At 71.3% G+C, this 17,117-nt stretch carries 12 protein-coding genes; 8 read left to right on the top strand and 4 right to left on the bottom strand.

Annotated features, from left to right (window positions below; all coding sequences use genetic code 11):
• Window positions 1-390 precede the first annotated feature (390 nt).
• From AB0A74_RS26940 to AB0A74_RS26910, 7 genes are all read left to right on the top strand, one after another.
• The gene (locus AB0A74_RS26940) at window positions 391-1,800 is read left to right on the top strand and encodes a M20/M25/M40 family metallo-hydrolase (RefSeq protein WP_358253637.1); all 1,410 of its coding nucleotides are present in this window, start codon (window positions 391-393) and stop codon (window positions 1,798-1,800) included.
• Between the two features lie 212 nt (window positions 1,801-2,012).
• Complete coding sequence (locus tag AB0A74_RS26935; RefSeq protein WP_358253635.1) at window positions 2,013-4,688, top strand: glucosidase; 2,676 nt, start codon at window positions 2,013-2,015, stop codon at window positions 4,686-4,688.
• 156 nt (window positions 4,689-4,844) lie between these two features.
• On the top strand, window positions 4,845-5,666 hold the full coding sequence (locus tag AB0A74_RS26930) for a transporter substrate-binding domain-containing protein (protein WP_358253633.1): 822 nt from the start codon (window positions 4,845-4,847) through the stop codon (window positions 5,664-5,666).
• A gap of 83 nt (window positions 5,667-5,749) precedes the next feature.
• Window positions 5,750-6,574 carry an amino acid ABC transporter permease gene (locus AB0A74_RS26925; RefSeq protein WP_343933906.1) on the top strand — a complete coding sequence of 275 codons (825 nt, stop codon included), beginning with the start codon at window positions 5,750-5,752 and terminating at the stop codon, window positions 6,572-6,574.
• Window positions 6,571-7,344, top strand: a complete 774-nt coding sequence (locus tag AB0A74_RS26920) for an amino acid ABC transporter ATP-binding protein (protein WP_343933905.1) — start codon at window positions 6,571-6,573, stop codon at window positions 7,342-7,344. Before AB0A74_RS26925 ends, AB0A74_RS26920 begins: the two co-directional genes overlap by 4 nt.
• A 198-nt stretch (window positions 7,345-7,542) precedes the next feature.
• Window positions 7,543-10,425 (top strand): hypothetical protein, encoded by a 2,883-nt coding sequence (locus tag AB0A74_RS26915; protein ID WP_358253631.1) that lies wholly within the window; start codon window positions 7,543-7,545, stop codon window positions 10,423-10,425.
• Between the two features lie 73 nt (window positions 10,426-10,498).
• Window positions 10,499-12,820 (top strand): NEW3 domain-containing protein, encoded by a 2,322-nt coding sequence (locus AB0A74_RS26910; protein ID WP_358253630.1) that lies wholly within the window; start codon window positions 10,499-10,501, stop codon window positions 12,818-12,820.
• Here AB0A74_RS26910 and AB0A74_RS26905 read toward each other — a convergent pair.
• A complete protein-coding gene (locus AB0A74_RS26905; protein ID WP_358253628.1) occupies window positions 12,817-13,476 on the bottom strand; it encodes a TetR/AcrR family transcriptional regulator in 660 nt (219 codons plus the stop codon). The two genes, AB0A74_RS26910 and AB0A74_RS26905, sit on opposite strands and share 4 nt — an antisense overlap.
• Window positions 13,477-13,581: 105 nt before the next feature.
• On the opposite strand from AB0A74_RS26905, the gene AB0A74_RS26900 reads away from it, so the two are divergent.
• A complete protein-coding gene (locus AB0A74_RS26900) occupies window positions 13,582-14,094 on the top strand; it encodes a hypothetical protein (protein WP_358253626.1) in 513 nt (170 codons plus the stop codon).
• A 70-nt stretch (window positions 14,095-14,164) separates the two neighbouring features.
• On the opposite strand, the gene mctP is transcribed toward AB0A74_RS26900, so the two are convergent.
• The 3 genes from mctP to AB0A74_RS26885 all read right to left on the bottom strand — a co-directional run bounded on the left by mctP (window position 14,165) and on the right by AB0A74_RS26885 (window position 16,885).
• Complete coding sequence (mctP, locus tag AB0A74_RS26895; RefSeq protein WP_358253624.1) at window positions 14,165-15,799, bottom strand: monocarboxylate uptake permease MctP; 1,635 nt, start codon at window positions 15,797-15,799, stop codon at window positions 14,165-14,167.
• Window positions 15,800-16,066, bottom strand: coding sequence for a DUF3311 domain-containing protein (locus AB0A74_RS26890; RefSeq protein ID WP_343933899.1), 267 nt, complete (start codon window positions 16,064-16,066; stop codon window positions 15,800-15,802).
• A 120-nt stretch (window positions 16,067-16,186) separates the two neighbouring features.
• Window positions 16,187-16,885: a GntR family transcriptional regulator gene (locus tag AB0A74_RS26885; RefSeq protein ID WP_358253623.1), complete on the bottom strand. Its 699-nt coding sequence runs from the start codon at window positions 16,883-16,885 to the stop codon at window positions 16,187-16,189.
• Window positions 16,886-17,117: the final 232 nt, after the last annotated feature.

Below are 17,117 nucleotides of genomic sequence, written 5' to 3'. Positions count from 1 at the left end.
GGGTCGGGGAGGTCGGACAACCGTCGGCACTGACGGTGTTCTCATCCACATCTTGACACGCGCTCACTCGACTTGGTGAGCCCCGTCCCACTTTGTAACAGGCGACGCACCCCCCTGAACAGGGACAACGGTAGGAAGGCCAATCTTCGGCAGTCCGACCGAGGCGTTCGGTGGCCGGACGTCCTTGTCCCGGTTACCGATCGTTAACCACCGTCCGTACGCCGGCGAACACGTCCGGTCGGCTTCGACGTCGCCCGAAGAGCTGCGGTTGTCGCGGTCGGCACCGGTGGACGTCCGACGGTCGGGTCCTCACGGGGTTGCCCGGCTGGTGAACGTCCCAACCCGGGATCGGATCGGCCCGCCGCGGCGGGGCCGGGGCAAGATGGCACGGTGGACCGTTCTGTGCTGACCCGTACCGTCCGTGGGCTTTGGGACGACGACATCCTCCCGAGCCTGTCCGAACTCGTCGCCGTGCCCGCGATCTCGCCGGCCTTCGACCCCGCGTGGGAGGAGCACGGCCACCTCGCCGCCGCGATCGACCACGTCCGCGGCTGGCTCGACGGCCGCGACCTGGGCGCGACCGTCGAGGTCGTGACGCTGCCCGGCCGGACGCCGTTGCTGCTGGTGGACGTGCCGGCGACGGCTTCGACCAGCGACACCGTGCTCATGTACGGCCACCTCGACAAGCAGCCGCCGGTGGCGAACTGGTCCGAGGGTCTGGGCCCGTGGACGCCGGTCGTGCGCGACGGCCGCCTGTACGGGCGCGGCTCGGCCGACGACGGCTACTCCGGCTACGCGGCCGTCGCCGCGATCGAGGCCGTGCGCGCGGCCGGTGGCTCGCACGCCCGGTGCGTCGTGCTGCTGGAGACCGGCGAGGAGTCCGGCAGCCCGGACCTGCCCGCCTACCTGGAGCACCTCAAGCCCCGGCTGGGCGAGGTGTCGCTGGTGGTGTGCCTGGACTCGGGCGGCAACGACTACGACCGGATGTGGCTGACCACGTCGCTGCGCGGCCTGACCCAGGTGACGCTCACCGTGCGGGTGCTGGACAGCGGCATGCACTCGGGCATGGCCAGCGGGATCGTGCCCAGCTCGTTCCGGGTGGCGCGGCGGCTGCTGGACCGGCTGGAGGACTCCGCGACCGGCGAGGTGCTGGTGCGCGAGATGCACGTGGACATCCCGGAGAACCGGGTCGCCGAGGTCCGCGACGCCGTCGGCAGCGCGCCCGGCGTGCTCGTGTCGTCGGTGCCGTGGGCGGGGTCCACCGGCCCGATGGCCGAGGACGAGGTGGAGCTGGCGCTCAACGCCGGGTGGCGGCCGACCCTCTCGGTCACCGGCGCGGACGGCCTGCCCGCCCCGGACGACGCGGGCAACGTGCTGCGGCCGTTCACCACCCTGGTGCTCAGCTTCCGCCTGCCCCCGACCGCCGACTCCAAGGCGGCGCTGGACGCCGTGGTGGCGAAGCTGACCACCGACGTGCCCTACGGCGCGACGGTCGAGCTGTCGCGCGTCGAGCACGCGGACGGGTGGAACGCGCCCGAACTGGCCCCGTGGCTGCGCGAGACGCTGGACGTGGTCGGCAAGGAGGTGTTCGACGCGCCGTGGCGGACGGTCGCGCTGGGCGGCTCCATCCCGTTCATGGGGTTGCTGCACGAGGCCTACCCCGAGGCGCAGTTCCTGGTCACGGGCGCGGTCGGGCCGGACAGCAACTGCCACGTGCCCGACGAGTGGCTGAACCTCGCCCACGCGGCCCGCATCACCGAGGGCGTGGCGCACGTCCTGGACGCGCACGCGAAGCGGTAGTGGACGGGGGCGCGGGCGGGCCGGTGGCGGTCGGCCGTCCGCGTCCACCGGACACGGACGAGCGGTCTCGTGCACGACTCGGGTGAGCCGACCGCGGGGAAGCGCCCACCCTGGGTAGCGGCTCGTTCGCCTTGAGCAGCGCTGCCAAACGTGATCTGTGACCCTAACCGGCCAGTAACCGCTTTACTGGATCGATGCCGCACACTGGCCCGGTGAACGAGCAACGGCAGCAGGCCGAACGGGCGCGTCTGGGCGAGTCCGACTCGCCGACCGCGCCCTGGCGGCTCTGGGGTCCCTACCTCGCCGGACGCCAGTGGGGCACGGTGCGGGAGGACTACTCCGCCGGCGGTGACGCCTGGACCTCCTTCCCGTTCGAGCACGCCCGCTCGCGGGCCTACCGGTGGGGCGAGGACGGCATCGCGGGCATCTGCGACGTGCACGGGTTCCTCAACCTCGGCATCGCCCTGTGGAACGGCCGCGACCCGATCCTCAAGGAGCGGTACTTCGGGCTGACCAACAACGAGGGCAACCACGGCGAGGACGTCAAAGAGCACTGGTGGGTCACCGACGGCACGCCCACGCACTCGTTCATGCAGGTCGTCTACCGGTACCCGCAGGCCGAGTTCCCCTACGCCGAGCTGCGCGAGATGGCCCGCGGCGCCGGCCGCAACGAGCGCGAGCCCGAGCTGTCCGACACCGGCGCGCTGGACGAGAACCGGTTCTTCGACGTCCAGGTGACCTACGCGAAGGCCTCGCCGACCGACATCTGCGTCGAGGTCACCGCCACCAACCACGGCCCGGAGCCCGCCCCGCTGCACCTGCTGCCCCAGCTCTGGTTCCGCAACACCTGGGCGTGGGGCCGGGACGAGCGGCGGCCGTCGCTGCGCGCCTGCACCGAGGACGGCTGGCGGCGCGTCACCGCCGAGCACGCCGCGCTGGGCCGGTACACGCTGCACGTCGAGGGCACCCCGACGCTGCTGGTCACCGACAACGAGACCAACGAGGTGGAGCTGTTCGGCGCGGCCGAGAACCCCACCCCGTACACCAAGGACGGCATCGACCGGTACGTCGTGCGCGGCGAGAGCCGGGCGTGCCGGGTGGTCGGCCCGCAGGAGACCAGCGACGCCGGCACCAAGGCCGCCGCCTGGTACTCGTTCGACCCGGTGCAGCCGGGCGAGTCCGTCGGCATCCGCCTGCGGCTCGTCGCGGGTGACGGGCACATCGACGCGTTCGGCCCGACCTTCGAGTCGACCGTGGACGACCGGCGGCAGGAGGCCGACGCGTTCCACGAGACCGACCTGGACCCGCTGCGCGCCAACGTCGTGCGCCGCGCCCTGGCCGGCCTGATGTGGACCAAGCAGCACTACCGGTTCCGCACGCGGGAGTGGCTGGACGGCGACCCCGCGCAGCCCGCCGCGCCGAAGTCCCGGCAGTCGCCGCACGCCCGCAACGCCCACTGGCGGCACCTGGACGTCGCCGACGTCATCTCGATGCCGGACGAGTGGGAATACCCGTGGTTCGCGGCGTGGGACCTCGCGTTCCACACCGTGCCGTTCGCGAAGGTGGACCCGGCGTTCGCCAAGGAGCAGCTGCTCCTGCTGTGCCGCGAGTGGCTGATGCACCCCAACGGCCAGCTCCCCGCCTACGAGTGGGAGTTCGGCGACGTCAACCCGCCCGTGCACGCGTGGGCGGCGTTGCAGGTCTACCAGGTGGACCACGACCGGAAGTTCCTGGCGAAGGTCTTCCACAAGCTGCTGCTGAACTTCTCCTGGTGGGTCAACCGCAAGGACGCCGACGGCAGCTACCTGTTCGAGGGCGGGTTCCTCGGCATGGACAACATCGGCCCGGTCAACCGGTCGGAGCCGATGCTGGGCCAGTGGCGGCTGGAGCAGTCCGACGCGACGTCGTGGATGGCCGCCTACTCGCTGCACCTGATGCGGATGGCGCTGGAGCTGGCGCGGCACGACGAGTCGTACGAGGACGTGGCCACGAAGTTCGTGGAGCACTTCCTGAGCATCGCGGAGGCGTCCACCCGGTTCGGTTCGGGCAAGAGCGGGATCTGGGACGAGGCCGACGGCTTCTGCTACGACGTGGTGACCCGCCGGCTGCCCGACGGCTCGGTGGAGTCCCAGCCGGTGCGGGTGCGGTCGATGGTGGGCCTGATCCCGGTGCTGGCGTGCGCGGTGCTGGAGCCGTGGGTGTTCGAGGAGCTGCCCGGGTTCACCCGGCGGCTGGAGTACCTGCTGGCGCGCCGGCCGGAGCTGGACCAGTTCCTGACCCGGCGCGACAACCGGGTGCTGCTGTCGCTGCTGGACGAGCGCAAGCTGCGCCGGGTGCTGGGCCGCATGTTCGACGAGGGCGAGTTCCTGTCGCCGCACGGCATCCGCAGCCTGTCGGCGGCGCACCGCGAGGGCCTGGAGGTCCAGGTGGCCGACCAGGAGCACCGGATGGGCTACGAGCCGGGCGAGTCCCGCACGCCCATGTTCGGCGGCAACTCCAACTGGCGCGGCCCGGTGTGGTTCCCGACCAACGCCCTGCTGGTGGAGGCGCTGCGGACGGTCGAGTCGTTCCACGAGGGTCGGTTCCACGTGGAACTTCCCACCCGTTCGCAGCGGCACGTGACGGCCGGCCAGGCGGCGGACGAGCTGGTCAGGCGGCTGGTGTCGCTGTTCCTGCCCGACCACGACGGGCGGCGGCCGGCGGACGGCAAGCGGGTGGAGGCGACCGACTCCCCGCTGTGGCGGGCGCACGTCACCTTCAGCGAGTACTTCGACGGCGACACCGGCGAGGGGCTCGGCGCGACGCACCAGACGGGCTGGACCGCGCTGGTCGCGTCGCTGTTGACAGATCGTCGTCAAACGGGCGCTCTGAGTGTATCTATTGTGTGATTTAGCCCAAACGCCTGAACATCTTGTGCCCGAAAGGCCCCTGTGACGCAAGATTCATGCGTCACTTCGGGCTGTAACACGCGCGTGCTGTGCACCACGTCACCCAAGTGGCAGTATGCCGAACACTCGACCGACACAGTTACGAGGAGTGACGCCGTGGCCCGTCGTACCAGGCACGTGCTCGCCCTGTTGCCCGCGATCGCCCTTGCGGTCGTGGCGGCGGGCTGCGCCGAAAAGGTCAACAACACCCCGTCCGGCGACAGCGGGTCGACCAACGTCTCCCTGGTGAAGAGCGGCAAGCTGGTCACCTGCACCCACCTGTCCTACAAGCCCTTCCAGTACTCCGAGGGCGACAAGACGGTCGGCTTCGACGTCGACCTGGTGGACCTGGTGGCCAAGGAGCTGGGCGTCACCCAGGAGATCTTCGACACCCCGTTCGAGAACATCACCTCCGGCACGGTCTTCGCCACCAACGAGTGCGACCTGGCCGCGGCGGGCATGACGATCACCGACGAGCGCAAGCAGGCGATCGACTTCTCCGACCCGTACTTCGACGCCTCGCAGGCCCTGCTGGTGAAGAAGGACTCGCCGATCAAGGACCTGCCCGACCTCAAGGGCAAGCGCCTGGGCGTCCAGCAGGACACCACCGGTGAGGAGTACGCCAACAAGAACGCCGCGGCCAACGGCTACACCGTCGTGGAGTTCGAGGACCTGCCGCTGATGGAGACCGCCGTCCGCACCGGCGCCGTCGACGCGGCCATCAACGACAACGGCGTGCTCTACGACTACGTCAAGGAGTTCCCGGACACCGCGGTGACCAAGGAGTTCGCCACCGGCGAGGCCTACGGCATCGGCATGAAGAAGGGCAACACCGCCCTCCAGGCCAAGGTCAACGAGGTGCTGAAGAAGGCCAAGGAGAACGGCGAGTACGACCGGATCTACGAGAAGTGGTTCGGCAAGAAGCCGGAGAAGAAGTGACCGGCTGAAACGCCCTCGGGGCCGGTGCTCACGGGCACCGGCCCCGGCTCTTGTCCGAACCCCTGCTAGGAGTGCCGAGGAATATGGCCATGTCCAAACGCCGGCGGGCGATCCTGTTCCGCCGGGCGCAGTACGCGCTGCTGATCGTGATCGTCGCGCTGATCGCGGTGTTCGCGGACTGGGAAGACCTCCGGCGGTCGTTCTTCGACGTCGACACCGCGGCCAAGATGTTCCCGACCGTCATCCAGACGGCGCTGGTGAACACCATCATCTACAGCGCCTTCGGCTTCGCGATCGGCCTCGGGCTCGGTCTGCTGCTGGCGCTGATGAAGCTGTCGCCGGTGGCGCCCTGGCGGTGGATCGCGACCGGGTACATCGAGTTCTTCCGCGGCGTGCCCGCGCTGCTGGTGTTCGTGGCGCTGAGCGTGGCGGTGCCGCTGGCGTTCGGCCTGAAGTTCGACATCAACTCGACCGCCGGGCTCGCGCTGGGCATCGTCGGCTCGGCCTACATCGCCGAGACGATCCGCGCGGGCATCCTGGCGGTGCCCAAGGGGCAGATCGAGGCGGCGCGGTCGCTGGGCATGTCGCCCGGCCGCACGCTGGTGACCGTGACGATCCCGCAGGCGTTCCGGATCATCCTGCCCCCGCTGACCAACGAGCTGATCATGCTGATCAAGGACTCGTCGCTGATCAGCGTCGTCGGCCTGACCGCGGCGGACTACGAGCTGACCAAGTTCGGCCGCGAAACGCTGAGCCGGTCGCCGTCGCTGACGCCGCTGCTGGTCGCGGGCCTGTGCTACCTGATCATCACGCTGCCGCTGGGTCAGCTGTCGCGGCGCTTGGAGAAGCGGACCGGCGGCCGGAAGATCGGCACGCCGGAGTCGAGCGGGCTGGGGGTGTCGGCATGAGTTCTCCCGTCGCGGAAGTCGCGGTGGAGATCACCGGGCTGAAGAAGTCGTTCGGGCCGCTGGACGTGCTCAAGGGCATCGACGTCACGGTCGCGCGCGGCGAGGTCGTGTGCATCATCGGGCCGTCCGGCTCGGGCAAGTCGACGTTGCTGCGGTGCGTGAACCTCCTGGAGGAGCCGACCGACGGCAAGATCGTCGTCAACGGCGTCGAGCTGACCGACCCGGACTGCGACATCGACGCGGCCCGGACCCGGATCGGCATGGTGTTCCAGGGGTTCAACCTGTTCTCGCACCTGAGCGTGCTGAACAACCTGACCGTGGCGCAGCGGAAGGTGCTCAAGCGCGGCGAGAAGGAGGCGCAGTCGATCGCGCTGCGCAACCTGGAGCGGGTCGGGCTGGCGGAGAAGGTCAACGCCATGCCGGCGCAGCTGTCCGGTGGGCAGCAGCAGCGGGTGGCGATCGCGCGGGCGCTGTCGATGGACCCGTCGGTGATGCTGTTCGACGAGCCGACGTCGGCGCTGGACCCCGAGCTGGTCGGGGACGTGCTGGGCGTGATGCGGGCGTTGGCCGACGAGGGCATGACCATGCTCGTGGTGACGCACGAGATGCAGTTCGCGCGCGAGGTGGCCGACCGGGTGCTGTTCATGGACGGCGGGTACGTGGTCGAGGAGGGCCCGGCCGCGCAGGTCATCGGGGACCCGCAGCACGAGCGGACGCAGTCGTTCCTGGCGCGCGTGCTCGACCCGACGCACCAGGGGCCTTCGGCTTAGCAGGTTCGCCGGGCGCGTGCGTTCGGCGGCGGGCGCGTGCGTTCGGCGGCGGGCGCGTGCGTTCGGCGGCGGGCGCTTGAGCTCGCCGGCGAGCGCGTGAGTTCGACGGCGTGAGTTCGGCGGCGGGCGCGGCGGGAGTTTCCGCTTTTTCGTCCGTTCGCTTGCGGGCGATCTTGGGTTGCCCGCATTGTCGATCACATGACCGAGACGGGCGCGCGCGGACTGGACGTGTTCGACCCCAGTCCGCCGCGCGCCTTCCGGATGGCCGCCGCGGACGTGTTGCGCGGGTTGGGCGAGGGCGCGTTCCGGCTGGGGTTGCGGCGGCCGTCGGTGCCGCCGGTGATCCGGGTGGAGGACCGGTTCCTGACCGGGGTCCTCGACCTGCGGGCCGTGGAGCTGAACTACCTGCTCGAATTCGTGCGGTGCCGGTTCGAGGAGGTGCCGGACCTGCGGCAGGGGCGGTTGGCCGGGGTGGTGTTCTCCGGGTGCCGGTTGCCGGGGGTGTGGGGGCGGAACCTCAGCAGCGCCAACGAGGTGTCGTTGTCCGGGAGCACCGTCGAAGGGCTCGTGGACCTGACCGACGCAGACATCGCCGGGTCGCTGGTGTTGCGGGATGCGCGGTTGGTGGCCCCGGTCGCCGGCGGGCTGGCCCTGCACGCCGACCGCGTCAAGCTGGCCGGCGCGTTGTTGGCGCAGGGCGTGTCGGTGTCCGGCGAGCTGCGGATGGCCGGGGCCCAGGTGGGCGGCAACTGCAACTTCTCCAGTGGATCGTTGAACAATCCCCATGCTCACGCGGTGAACGCGACGGGCGTGCACGTGGGCGGGAACCTCTTGTTCAACAATTCCACAATCCTCGGCACGGTCCTGTTGGCCAACGCCCGAGTCGACTCGGCGCTCACGCTGCGGGGCGCGTCGGTGGCGGCGGGGAAGGTGGACGAGGAGGCGGGCCTGGACCCGCACGCCGACCCGACGTCGACGGTGGTGCTGGACCGGGTGACGGTGGACGGGGACGTGCAGCTGGACCGGGAGTTCAGCAGCGCGGGGACGGTGCGGATGGTGAACGCGCGGCTGGGCGGCACCCTGTCGCTGTCCGGCGGCCACTTCGACGCCCAGGACCACGGGCTGGTGGTCGGGAGCGGGGACGGGCCGGCGGTCGAGCTTGATTCGCCGGAGGCGGCGGGGACGGGAGCGGAAGCAGGGGCGGGGACGGAAGCGGGCGCGGCGGCGCGAGCAGGCGCGGGGACGCAAGCGGGGGCGGCGGCGCAAGCGGGCGCGGGGACGCAAGCGGGCGCGGTGGCGCAAGCGGGGGCGGCGGGAGCGCGGGCGGGGGCCGGGGCAGGCGCAGAGGCCGAGCCGGACCCGTCCCAGCCGAACACCGCCCAGCCGAACACCGCCCAGCCGGCTCGCGGCGTGTCCGGCAGCACTCAGCCCAGGAGCGGCGAGCCTCGCAGCGCCCAGCCGGCGGCGCACCGGCCGAGCAGTGACCAGCCGACCGAGAGTCGGCCGGCCGCAGACCCGCCGGGAAGTGCCGCCGGGCCGGGCGACACCAAAGTCGGGGCGGTTGGTGATGGGACCGGTTCGGGTTCTGGTTGGGCCGCTCGGGTTGAGGCGGCGCGGACGGCCGCAGTGGGGTTGGCCGGGACCGTGCGGGCGCGGGTGGGCAAGGAGTTCGGTGAGACCGCGCCTGTGCGGGCCGAGAGTGCGCTTGAGTCGGCCGGGGGCGCTTCCGGACGAGAGCGGGAACGCGGGCCGGGGTCGGAGGCCGTTGCGGGGCGGGGCGCGGGTGCTCGTGGTGGGTCGGGCGTGGCCTCCGGCCCCCGGCTCGATCGTCTCATGGGGGACCGACAGTCCGGTGGGAAGCGGGTCGCTGAGCCGATCGGGTTCGGGCGGGCGTTGCACCTCGACGGGGCTCAGGTGGGTGGGGACGTCGTCGCTCGGCAGGCGTTCTTCCGCGGGCAGATCCGGATGGTGGACCTCCAGGTCAAGGGCAGTCTCACCCTGGACGGGTCGGCGCTGGACAACCCCCGCGCCGACGCCGTGCTCGGCAACCGGTCGCACATCGGGAGCAACCTGACCGCTCGGGAGGTCGAGGTCACCGGTGGGCTGGAGCTGCGGGGTGTGCAGATCGGCGCGAACCTCGATCTGCGGGGCAGTCGGATCACGCAACCCGGCCGGTACCGGCACATGCCCGCCGGGAAGCCCTCGCTGGACGTCGGGGGCGGGACCATCGGGCGGGACCTGATCTGCGCCGGTGGGGCGAAGGAGTTCGTCGCGCACGGCGGGGTTCGGGCTCGGCGCGCGCAGGTCGGGCGGATGGCCAACTTCAACGGGGCCGTGTTGGGCGACAAGCTCGACAGCCACGCGCTGAACGCGCTCGGGTTGCAGGTCCAGGAGCTCGTGCTCACGCCGGTCAGTCCGCCGCGCGGGGACGTGACGCTGCGGCAAGTCCGCTGCACGTCGCTGGACGACAACGAGACCTTCTGGTCCGCCACCGGCTGGATCGACCTGGAAGAGTTCCGCTACGACTCGCTGCGCAACCCGATCGACCTGCGTGACGACGACGAGGTCGACCGCCGCCTGCGCTGGCTCCGCCAAGCCATGCGGCGCAGCTACCGGCCCGGCCCTTACGACCAGTTCGCCGAGATGCTCCGCGCGTGCGGCAACGACGAGCACGCCGCGACCGTCCTGGTCGAGAAGCAGCGCCTGCGCTACCGGGCCGTCGCCGAGGGACGCCGGTGGCTCCGGCCGCTCGTGCTGCTGTGGAGCTGGCTGCAGCGGTCGATGGTCGGGTACGGGTACCGGCCGGCTCGCGCGCTCGCGTGGCTCGTGGTGTCCTGGGTGCTGGGCAGTGTCTGGTTCTCCGTCGGCCCGCCGCTGGAGGTGATCAACTCCGATGACCGCCTGCCGTGGAACCCGTGGCTGTTCACGATCGACCTGGTGGTGCCGATCGTGGACTTCGGCAACAAGAACCGGTGGCAGCTGGCCGGCGCCTCGCAGTGGATCGGGGCCGGGTTGATCGTCACCGGGTGGGTGCTGGCCACGACGGTCGCGGCGGGTCTGACGCGAATGCTCAAGCGCTGACCGCGTTTTTGCGGGTGCGGGGTGCCGGTTTGGGGGATTTCCACATCGGACGTTCCAGTGCTGAGGTCGAACCATGGTCGTCGTCGAGTCCACCGACTTGTTCGTCGGCTCCCTGCAGATCGTCCGCGTGCGCACCGCCGAGAACGAAGGGCCGGTGCACGTCCACGTCGAGGGTGCGGGAGTCCGAAGTGCCCGCCACGGCGCGGACGTCGAACCGGGGCTGTTCGGCTACGAGGTCCCGGTCGACGTGTCGCACCACCCGCCCGGCACCGTCCTGCCCGCGCGGGCGGTCGTGCGGCACGGCGACGAGCAGCACGAAGTCGACTTCGACCTCACCGTCGCGGAGCGCGGCCGGACGCTGCACCTGGTCGCCCAGGCCACGGCCGTGCCGGAGGTCCGCGCGCACCTCGAACTCGCGCTGGCCGACCCGTCCTACCGGTTCGGCCTGCTCGCGAGCGTGGTCGAGCCCTACCTCGACACGCGCCCGCAGGACCGCGAACCGCTGACCGCCCTGGTCGACCAGAACCGGGTGCAACTGGTCGACCGGCTCCTGCCCGCGAACAGCGCGCCGGTCGAGGACGCCGACACCCTCGCCGACGCCGAGCGCGCCGCCTACGAGGGGTTGCGCAACGGCCAGTCCGCGCTGGTCGGCGCGGGGCGTTGGTTCGCCCGGATCCACCACGACTGGAACTCGCGCTACTCGTCACCGCGGTTCGTGTGCTCGCTGCCGCAGGACGTGCCGGTGCCGCAAGGGATCGAGGTGCGCGCGGCGACGCGGGTGGTGGCGGAGGCGGAGGCGTTCGCGTCGCTCGTCGCCGAACCGCCGGAGGACGTCCTGGCCCACGCCCGCGCCCGGCTCGCGGACGACGCGGACCCGCGGGTGTCGTTGCGGGAGGCCCACTTCCTCGCCACCGAAGTGCGTTCCCAGGTCCTGCACCGACTGTCGTCCATTGTGGACACGGCTGGTGACGGCGTTCCGGTGGTCGTGTGGAACCCGTTGGCGCGCAGGCGGTCCGGCATGGTCGAGGTCCGGCTGGAGGACGACCTGGCCGAGGTGTCCGTGGTGTCGGCGGACGGCGTGCACCCGTGCGTCCACGAAGGCCACACGGTCGTCTTCCACGCCGGGGACGTGCCCGCCCTGGGGTGGAAGGTGTTCCACCTCGCCGGCGGCACCTCGCAGGGCTGGACGCGCGGCGGCGGCACGCAGATCGCCAACTCCGCCCACCTCCTGACCGTCGACCCGGCGCGCGGCGGTGTGGTGACCAGCCTGGTGCGACTGGTGGACGAGGCCGAACTGCTCGCACCCGCCGTCGGCAACGACCTCGGCACGACGACCCCGGCGACGGTGACCGTGTGGCACAGCCCGGTCGGCGAACGCGTCGTCGTGCGCGGGCGGACCGGGGGCGTGGCGTACGCGCAGACCCTGACGCTGTGGGAGGGCGTCGACTGGGTGGACTGCGTGACGTCGGTGGACGACCTCGCGGACGAGGTCCGGATCACCTGGCCCGGCGTCGAGGAGGTGGTGCGGCCGGCGGACTTCCCGCAGCAGCAGACCATCGAGTACGCCGTCCCGTGTGGCGATCCGGCGCGGGCGGCCGAGGAGTGCGCGCACCCGTTGACGGCGGTGGTGGGCGTGGACGGGTCGGGGCGGCTGCCCGCGTTCGGGTCGTTGGACGAGCCGGTGGACGTCGGTCCGGTCGTCGTGTCGAGCGAGCCCGAGATCCCCCTGTTCGCCGACCACCTGCGGCACGAGCGGGGTCCCGCGCTGGGTCGACCGCCGGTGGGCGTGCGGTTCCGGGGTGCCGACGAGGTCGTGGTGACGGCGTCGGCCGAGGTGTCGGGCGAGGTCCGGCTGGTCGCGCCGCCGGGGTGGTCGGTCGAACCGGCGGAGGTGCCGTTCGCGCTGCCACCCGGCGGGTCGGCGCGGTCGGCGGTGTCGGTGGGGCGACCCCGGTCGGCCGCGCCCGGCCTGTACCCGGTGCGGGCGCGGGTGGCCGCCGGGCGGGTCGTGGAGGACGTGCTGCTGGTGGAGGTGCCGGAGTGGGGCGGGTCGCCGCTGGACGACGGGCCCGTGCAGCCGCTGTGGTTCGCGCGGGCGCCGGAGCCGCTGCGGCTGCGCCCCGGCGAGCGGGCCGAGGTGGCGGTGGCCGTGGCGTCGGCGCTGTGGGCGGCGGTGGCGGTCGAGGTGCGGCTGGTGAGCCCGTGGGAGACGTGGGACTTCGTGCGGCCGCTGGCGCGTGGCGGCGAGGTGCCGGCGCGGGGGCGGGTGGAGTTCGGGTTCGAGGTCGTGGCGCCGCGGTGGGCCACGACCGGGCGCTGGTGGCTGTTCGCGAAGGTCGCCGGGGCGGGGCTGGTGCGGCGGTCGCCGGCCGTGCCGCTGGAGGTCGTGGACTAGCGCCGCGCGAGGCCGCTCAGGAGGGCGTCCAGGCCGTACTCGAAGGTGTGCTCGGGTGAGGCGTTGTACTCGGCGGCCGGGCTGTCGAGGCGCTCGCGCAGGCGGGGGAACGCCGTCGCGGTCTCGCGGGCCTGAGCGATGACGGCGTCGAGGCGCTCGCGGGCGTCGTCGCCCTCGCGTTCGATGCGGCGGGTGATGGTGATCAGGGCGGACGCGCCCAGCACGTTGCCGAGCACGAAGGTCAGGACGGCGGCGGCGGCGCGGTCCGCCTCGGGGCCCGGGAAGCCGGCCGCCTCGAAGACGGCCAGGGCGCGGTCGTCGTAACGGGCTTTGTTGGGGCCGTGGAACAGGTGCGTGCCGAACGCCTGCACGAGCCAGGGGTGCCGGGACAGCATCGCGTGCAGGCTGCGGGCCATCTCGTGCGCGGCGGTGCGCCAGTCGGTGTCCTCGGGCGGGAGGGCGATCTCCGCCCACACCTGGTCGCCCGCCAGCACGACCAGGTCGTCCTTGTTCTTGACGTGCCAGTACACGGCGGTGGCCGCCGCGCCGAGCCGCTTGCCCAGGCTGCGCATGTTCAGCCCGTCGAGGCCTTCGTCGTCCAGGAGGTCGATCGCGGTCCGGACGATCTGGTCCTTGGTCAGCGTCTCGCGCGGCATGGCGACACCCTAGCTGAACTTAGTTCAAGAGCGCTCTTGCACTTTGTTCAAGTCGGCGGCTACGGTCTCCTTGTACTTAGTTCAAGTCTAGTTCGGGGAGCACCGATGAACACCGTTGTCGCCGTCATGCAGCTGCTGGTCGCCGCCGCTTTCGTGTCCATCCCGCTGGTGCGCCACCGTTTCGGCCCGACCGCCACGGTGACCGCCCACGCCGAGCTGGTGCGCCAGGGCGTGCGGCCCGGTGTGCTGGCCGAGAACGGGATGCGGTTCGACGCCGGCGGGCACGAGACGGCCGTCCCGGTCACCGTCGCCGCCGTGATGACCGCCCTGGCCGCGCTGAACCTGGCCGGCAGCGGGTGGGCCGAGCCGCTGACCTGGGTGTTCCAGGCGATCGTGCTGCTGGGCAACGGGGTGATCCTCTACAGCAACCTGACCGCCGCGAAGTCCGTGCGCGCCGCGTTCCTGCGCAAGGGCGACCCGGAACTGGCCCGCGTCGACGTCCCGGCCCTGCTCAAGGCCGCCGAGGACGGGTTCCCGGCGTGGACGTGGGTGCTGCAGGACGTCCGCCACGTCGTGGTGTTCGGCGCTTCGCTGGTCGCCCTCGCCGTCCTGGCCTGACCCGCTGCCGGGAAGCAGCGAGCCCGCCCGGCGTGGTGGCCGGGCGGGCTCGACGGTGGTGCGACCGTCCTCAGTGGACGGCGACGGGCTTGACCCTCGGGTTGTCCTCGTCCACGTGGTAGTCCTCGGCGTCGGTCTCGTCGGTGCCGTTGAACACCCGCAGGCGCTTGGCCACGACCGTCACCAGGACGGCGACCAGCAGGTTGGCCACGACGGCCACCGCGCCCACGTAGATCTGGGTGGTGGAGCCGGCCAGCGGGTGCCAGCCGAACAGCGACAGCTTGTCCAGCGCCAGCGCGGAACCACCGAAGTGCGGGCGCTTCCCGTCGGCGCTGGGGATGCCGTAGAGCAGCCACATGCCCCAGCCCATGCCCACGACCCAGCCCGCGATGAGGCCGTAGACGTGGAACCAGCGGGTGTAGAGCGCGATCGCCACGGCGGGCAGCGTCTGGAGGATCATGACGCCGCCGATGAGCTGCAGGTCGATGGAGAACTGCGGGTCGATGAACACGATGAACGCGACCGCGCCGAACTTCACCACCAGCGACGCGAGCTTGGCCTGCTTGGCCTCCTGCGCCGGGGTGGCGTCCTTCTTCAGGTACTCCTTGTAGATGTTGCGCGTCCACAGGTTCGCCGCGGCGATGGACATGATCGCCGCCGGCACCAGCGCGCCGATGCCGATCGCGGCGAACGCGACCCCCGCGAACCAGGACGGGAACTCCTGGCCGAACAGCTCCGGCACGATGGTGTTGGTGTCCGGGCGGCCGGTGGCCTGGTTGGTGATCGGCTTGACGCCCGCGGTGATCGCGACGAAGCCCAGCATCGCGAGCAGGCCGAGCAGCAGCGAGTACGCGGGCAGCGCGACCATGTTGCGCTTGATGACGTTGCGCCCGCGCGAGGCCAGGATGCCGGTCAACGAGTGCGGGTAGAGGAACAGCGCCAGCGCGGAGCCCAGCGCCAGGGTGGCGTACTGGAGCTGGTTGTTGGCGTTGAGCAGGATGCCGTCGCCCTTGGCCGGCGTCTGGTCGAACTTGGCCTGGGCGCTGTCGAAGATCGCGCCCCAGCCGCCGAACTTGGCGGGCAGGTAGACCACCGCGACCAGGATCACGACGTAGATCAACGTGTCCTTGACGAACGCGATGAGCGCCGGCGCGCGCAGGCCCGACTGGTAGGTGTAGAGCGCCAGGATGACGAAGGCGATGAACAGCGGCGCGTGGCCGAGGACGCCGGCGCCGTTGAGGCCCATGCTGCGCAGCACGGCCTCCAGGCCGACGAGCTGCAGCGCGATGTAGGGCATGGTGGCGACGATGCCGGTGATCGCGACCAGCAGCGCGAGCCAGTGCGAGCCGTAGCGACCGCGCACGAAGTCCGCCGGCGTGACGTAGCCGTGGACGCGGGACACCGACCACATGCGGACCAGCGGCAGGAAGACAATCGGGTACAGGATCACCGTGTAGGGCAGGGCGAAGAAGCCCATGGCGCCCGCGCCGAACACCAGCGCGGGGACGGCGACGAACGTGTACGCCGTGTAGAGGTCGCCGCCGACCAGGAACCAGGTGATCCACGAGCCGAACTTCCGCCCGCCCAGGCCCCACTCGTCGAGGTGGTCGAGCGTGTCGCCCGCCTTCCAGCGCGCCGCGACGAAGCCGAGCACGGTGACCAGCAGGAACAACGCGCTGAACACCACGAGTTCGGTCCAGTCCATCTACTTCGCCCCCTCGTCCAGGTCGTCCACGCCGAGCAGGTCGGGCTTGCCCGTCACGGCCGGCCGGTCCTTCGTCTTGACGTAGACGATGCCGACGCAGATGACGCCCAGCGGGACCCAGACGAACTGGTACCAGTAGAAGAACGGGAGCCCGAGCAGCCGCGGTTCGTCGGAGTTGAACCACGGGGTGATCAGCATGAGCAGGGGAACCAGGAGGAGCAGGTTCCACCAGCTCCAGCGCAGGCTGGTTTGTCGAGCAGACGGCATGGGTGCCCTCCGTGCGGCCCGGATGACAGGGTGTCGCGCGATGCTAGGCCTCGGGAGGGACGGTCGTCACGGTGTCCGGTGGATTACCTACCGGTGACGTAGTTGAATCGTGATCCTTTTTCACTCACCGCGCAGGGCGGTCACCAGTTGGTGTTCGGCCGTCTCAAAATAGGACTCCAGGGCGTCGACGGCCTGCTGGGTGGCGCCCTTCTCCAGGTGGGCGGCGATCTCGACGTTCAGCGGCAGGTAGGCCTCGTGGAAGCGCTTGGGGTCGTCCATGACGTGGAAGGCGAGGCGCAGTTCGGCGAGGAGGCGCTCGGCTTCCTCGTTGAGGCGGGAGCTGCCGGCCAGGGCGGTGAGGGCCTGGTGGAACTTGATGTTGTGGGTGCCGACGGCGGTCCAGTCGCCCCTGGTGGCGGCTTCGACGGCGTTGTCCACGGCGGTGCCGACGGCTCGTTTGGCGTCGTCGGAGGCGCGGGGGTAGGCGCGCGCGGCGCCGCACTCGATGACGCGGCGGGCGGCGTAGAGGTCGGCGATGTCCTGCCAGGTGGGCTTACGGACGAAGACGCCCTTGCTGTACTCGTGGACGAGCAGGCGCTCGTGGGTGAGCAGGCGGAAGGCTTCGCGGAGGGTGTTGCGGGAGACGCGGAGGGCGTCGCCGAGGGCCTTCTCGTTGAGCTGCCGGCCGGGGCGGATCTCGCCGTCGAGGACGCTGGCGCGGAGCTTGTCGGCGACCTTCTCCGCCGTGCTGGACCGGTCGATGTCGGCGCGGTCGCCGGCGAGGGTGCGCAGCCAGTCGTCCGCGTCCAGGCTCGTCATGCGGTGAGTCTATCGGTGAACAGGTCAATCGGAGTATTGCTGGATTGTTGAACAATCCCTACATTGAACAATGCTGAATGGGATGGCGGGGCGGCGGCTCGGCGCGGACTTGATGGGCGGCTGAGCTGGGGCGGGACGGCGGCAGGACTCGGGCGGCGCGGCCGTCGGGGCGGTACGGCGGTCGGGCGGCGCGGCCGTCGGGCGGCGCGGCCGTCGGGCGGCGCGGCCGTCG

This window comes from Saccharothrix sp. NPDC042600 (genome assembly GCF_040647305.1).
Taxonomy (GTDB): domain Bacteria; phylum Actinomycetota; class Actinomycetes; order Mycobacteriales; family Pseudonocardiaceae; genus Actinosynnema; species Actinosynnema mutabilis.
This window is presented reverse-complemented; position numbering and strand designations above follow the sequence as displayed.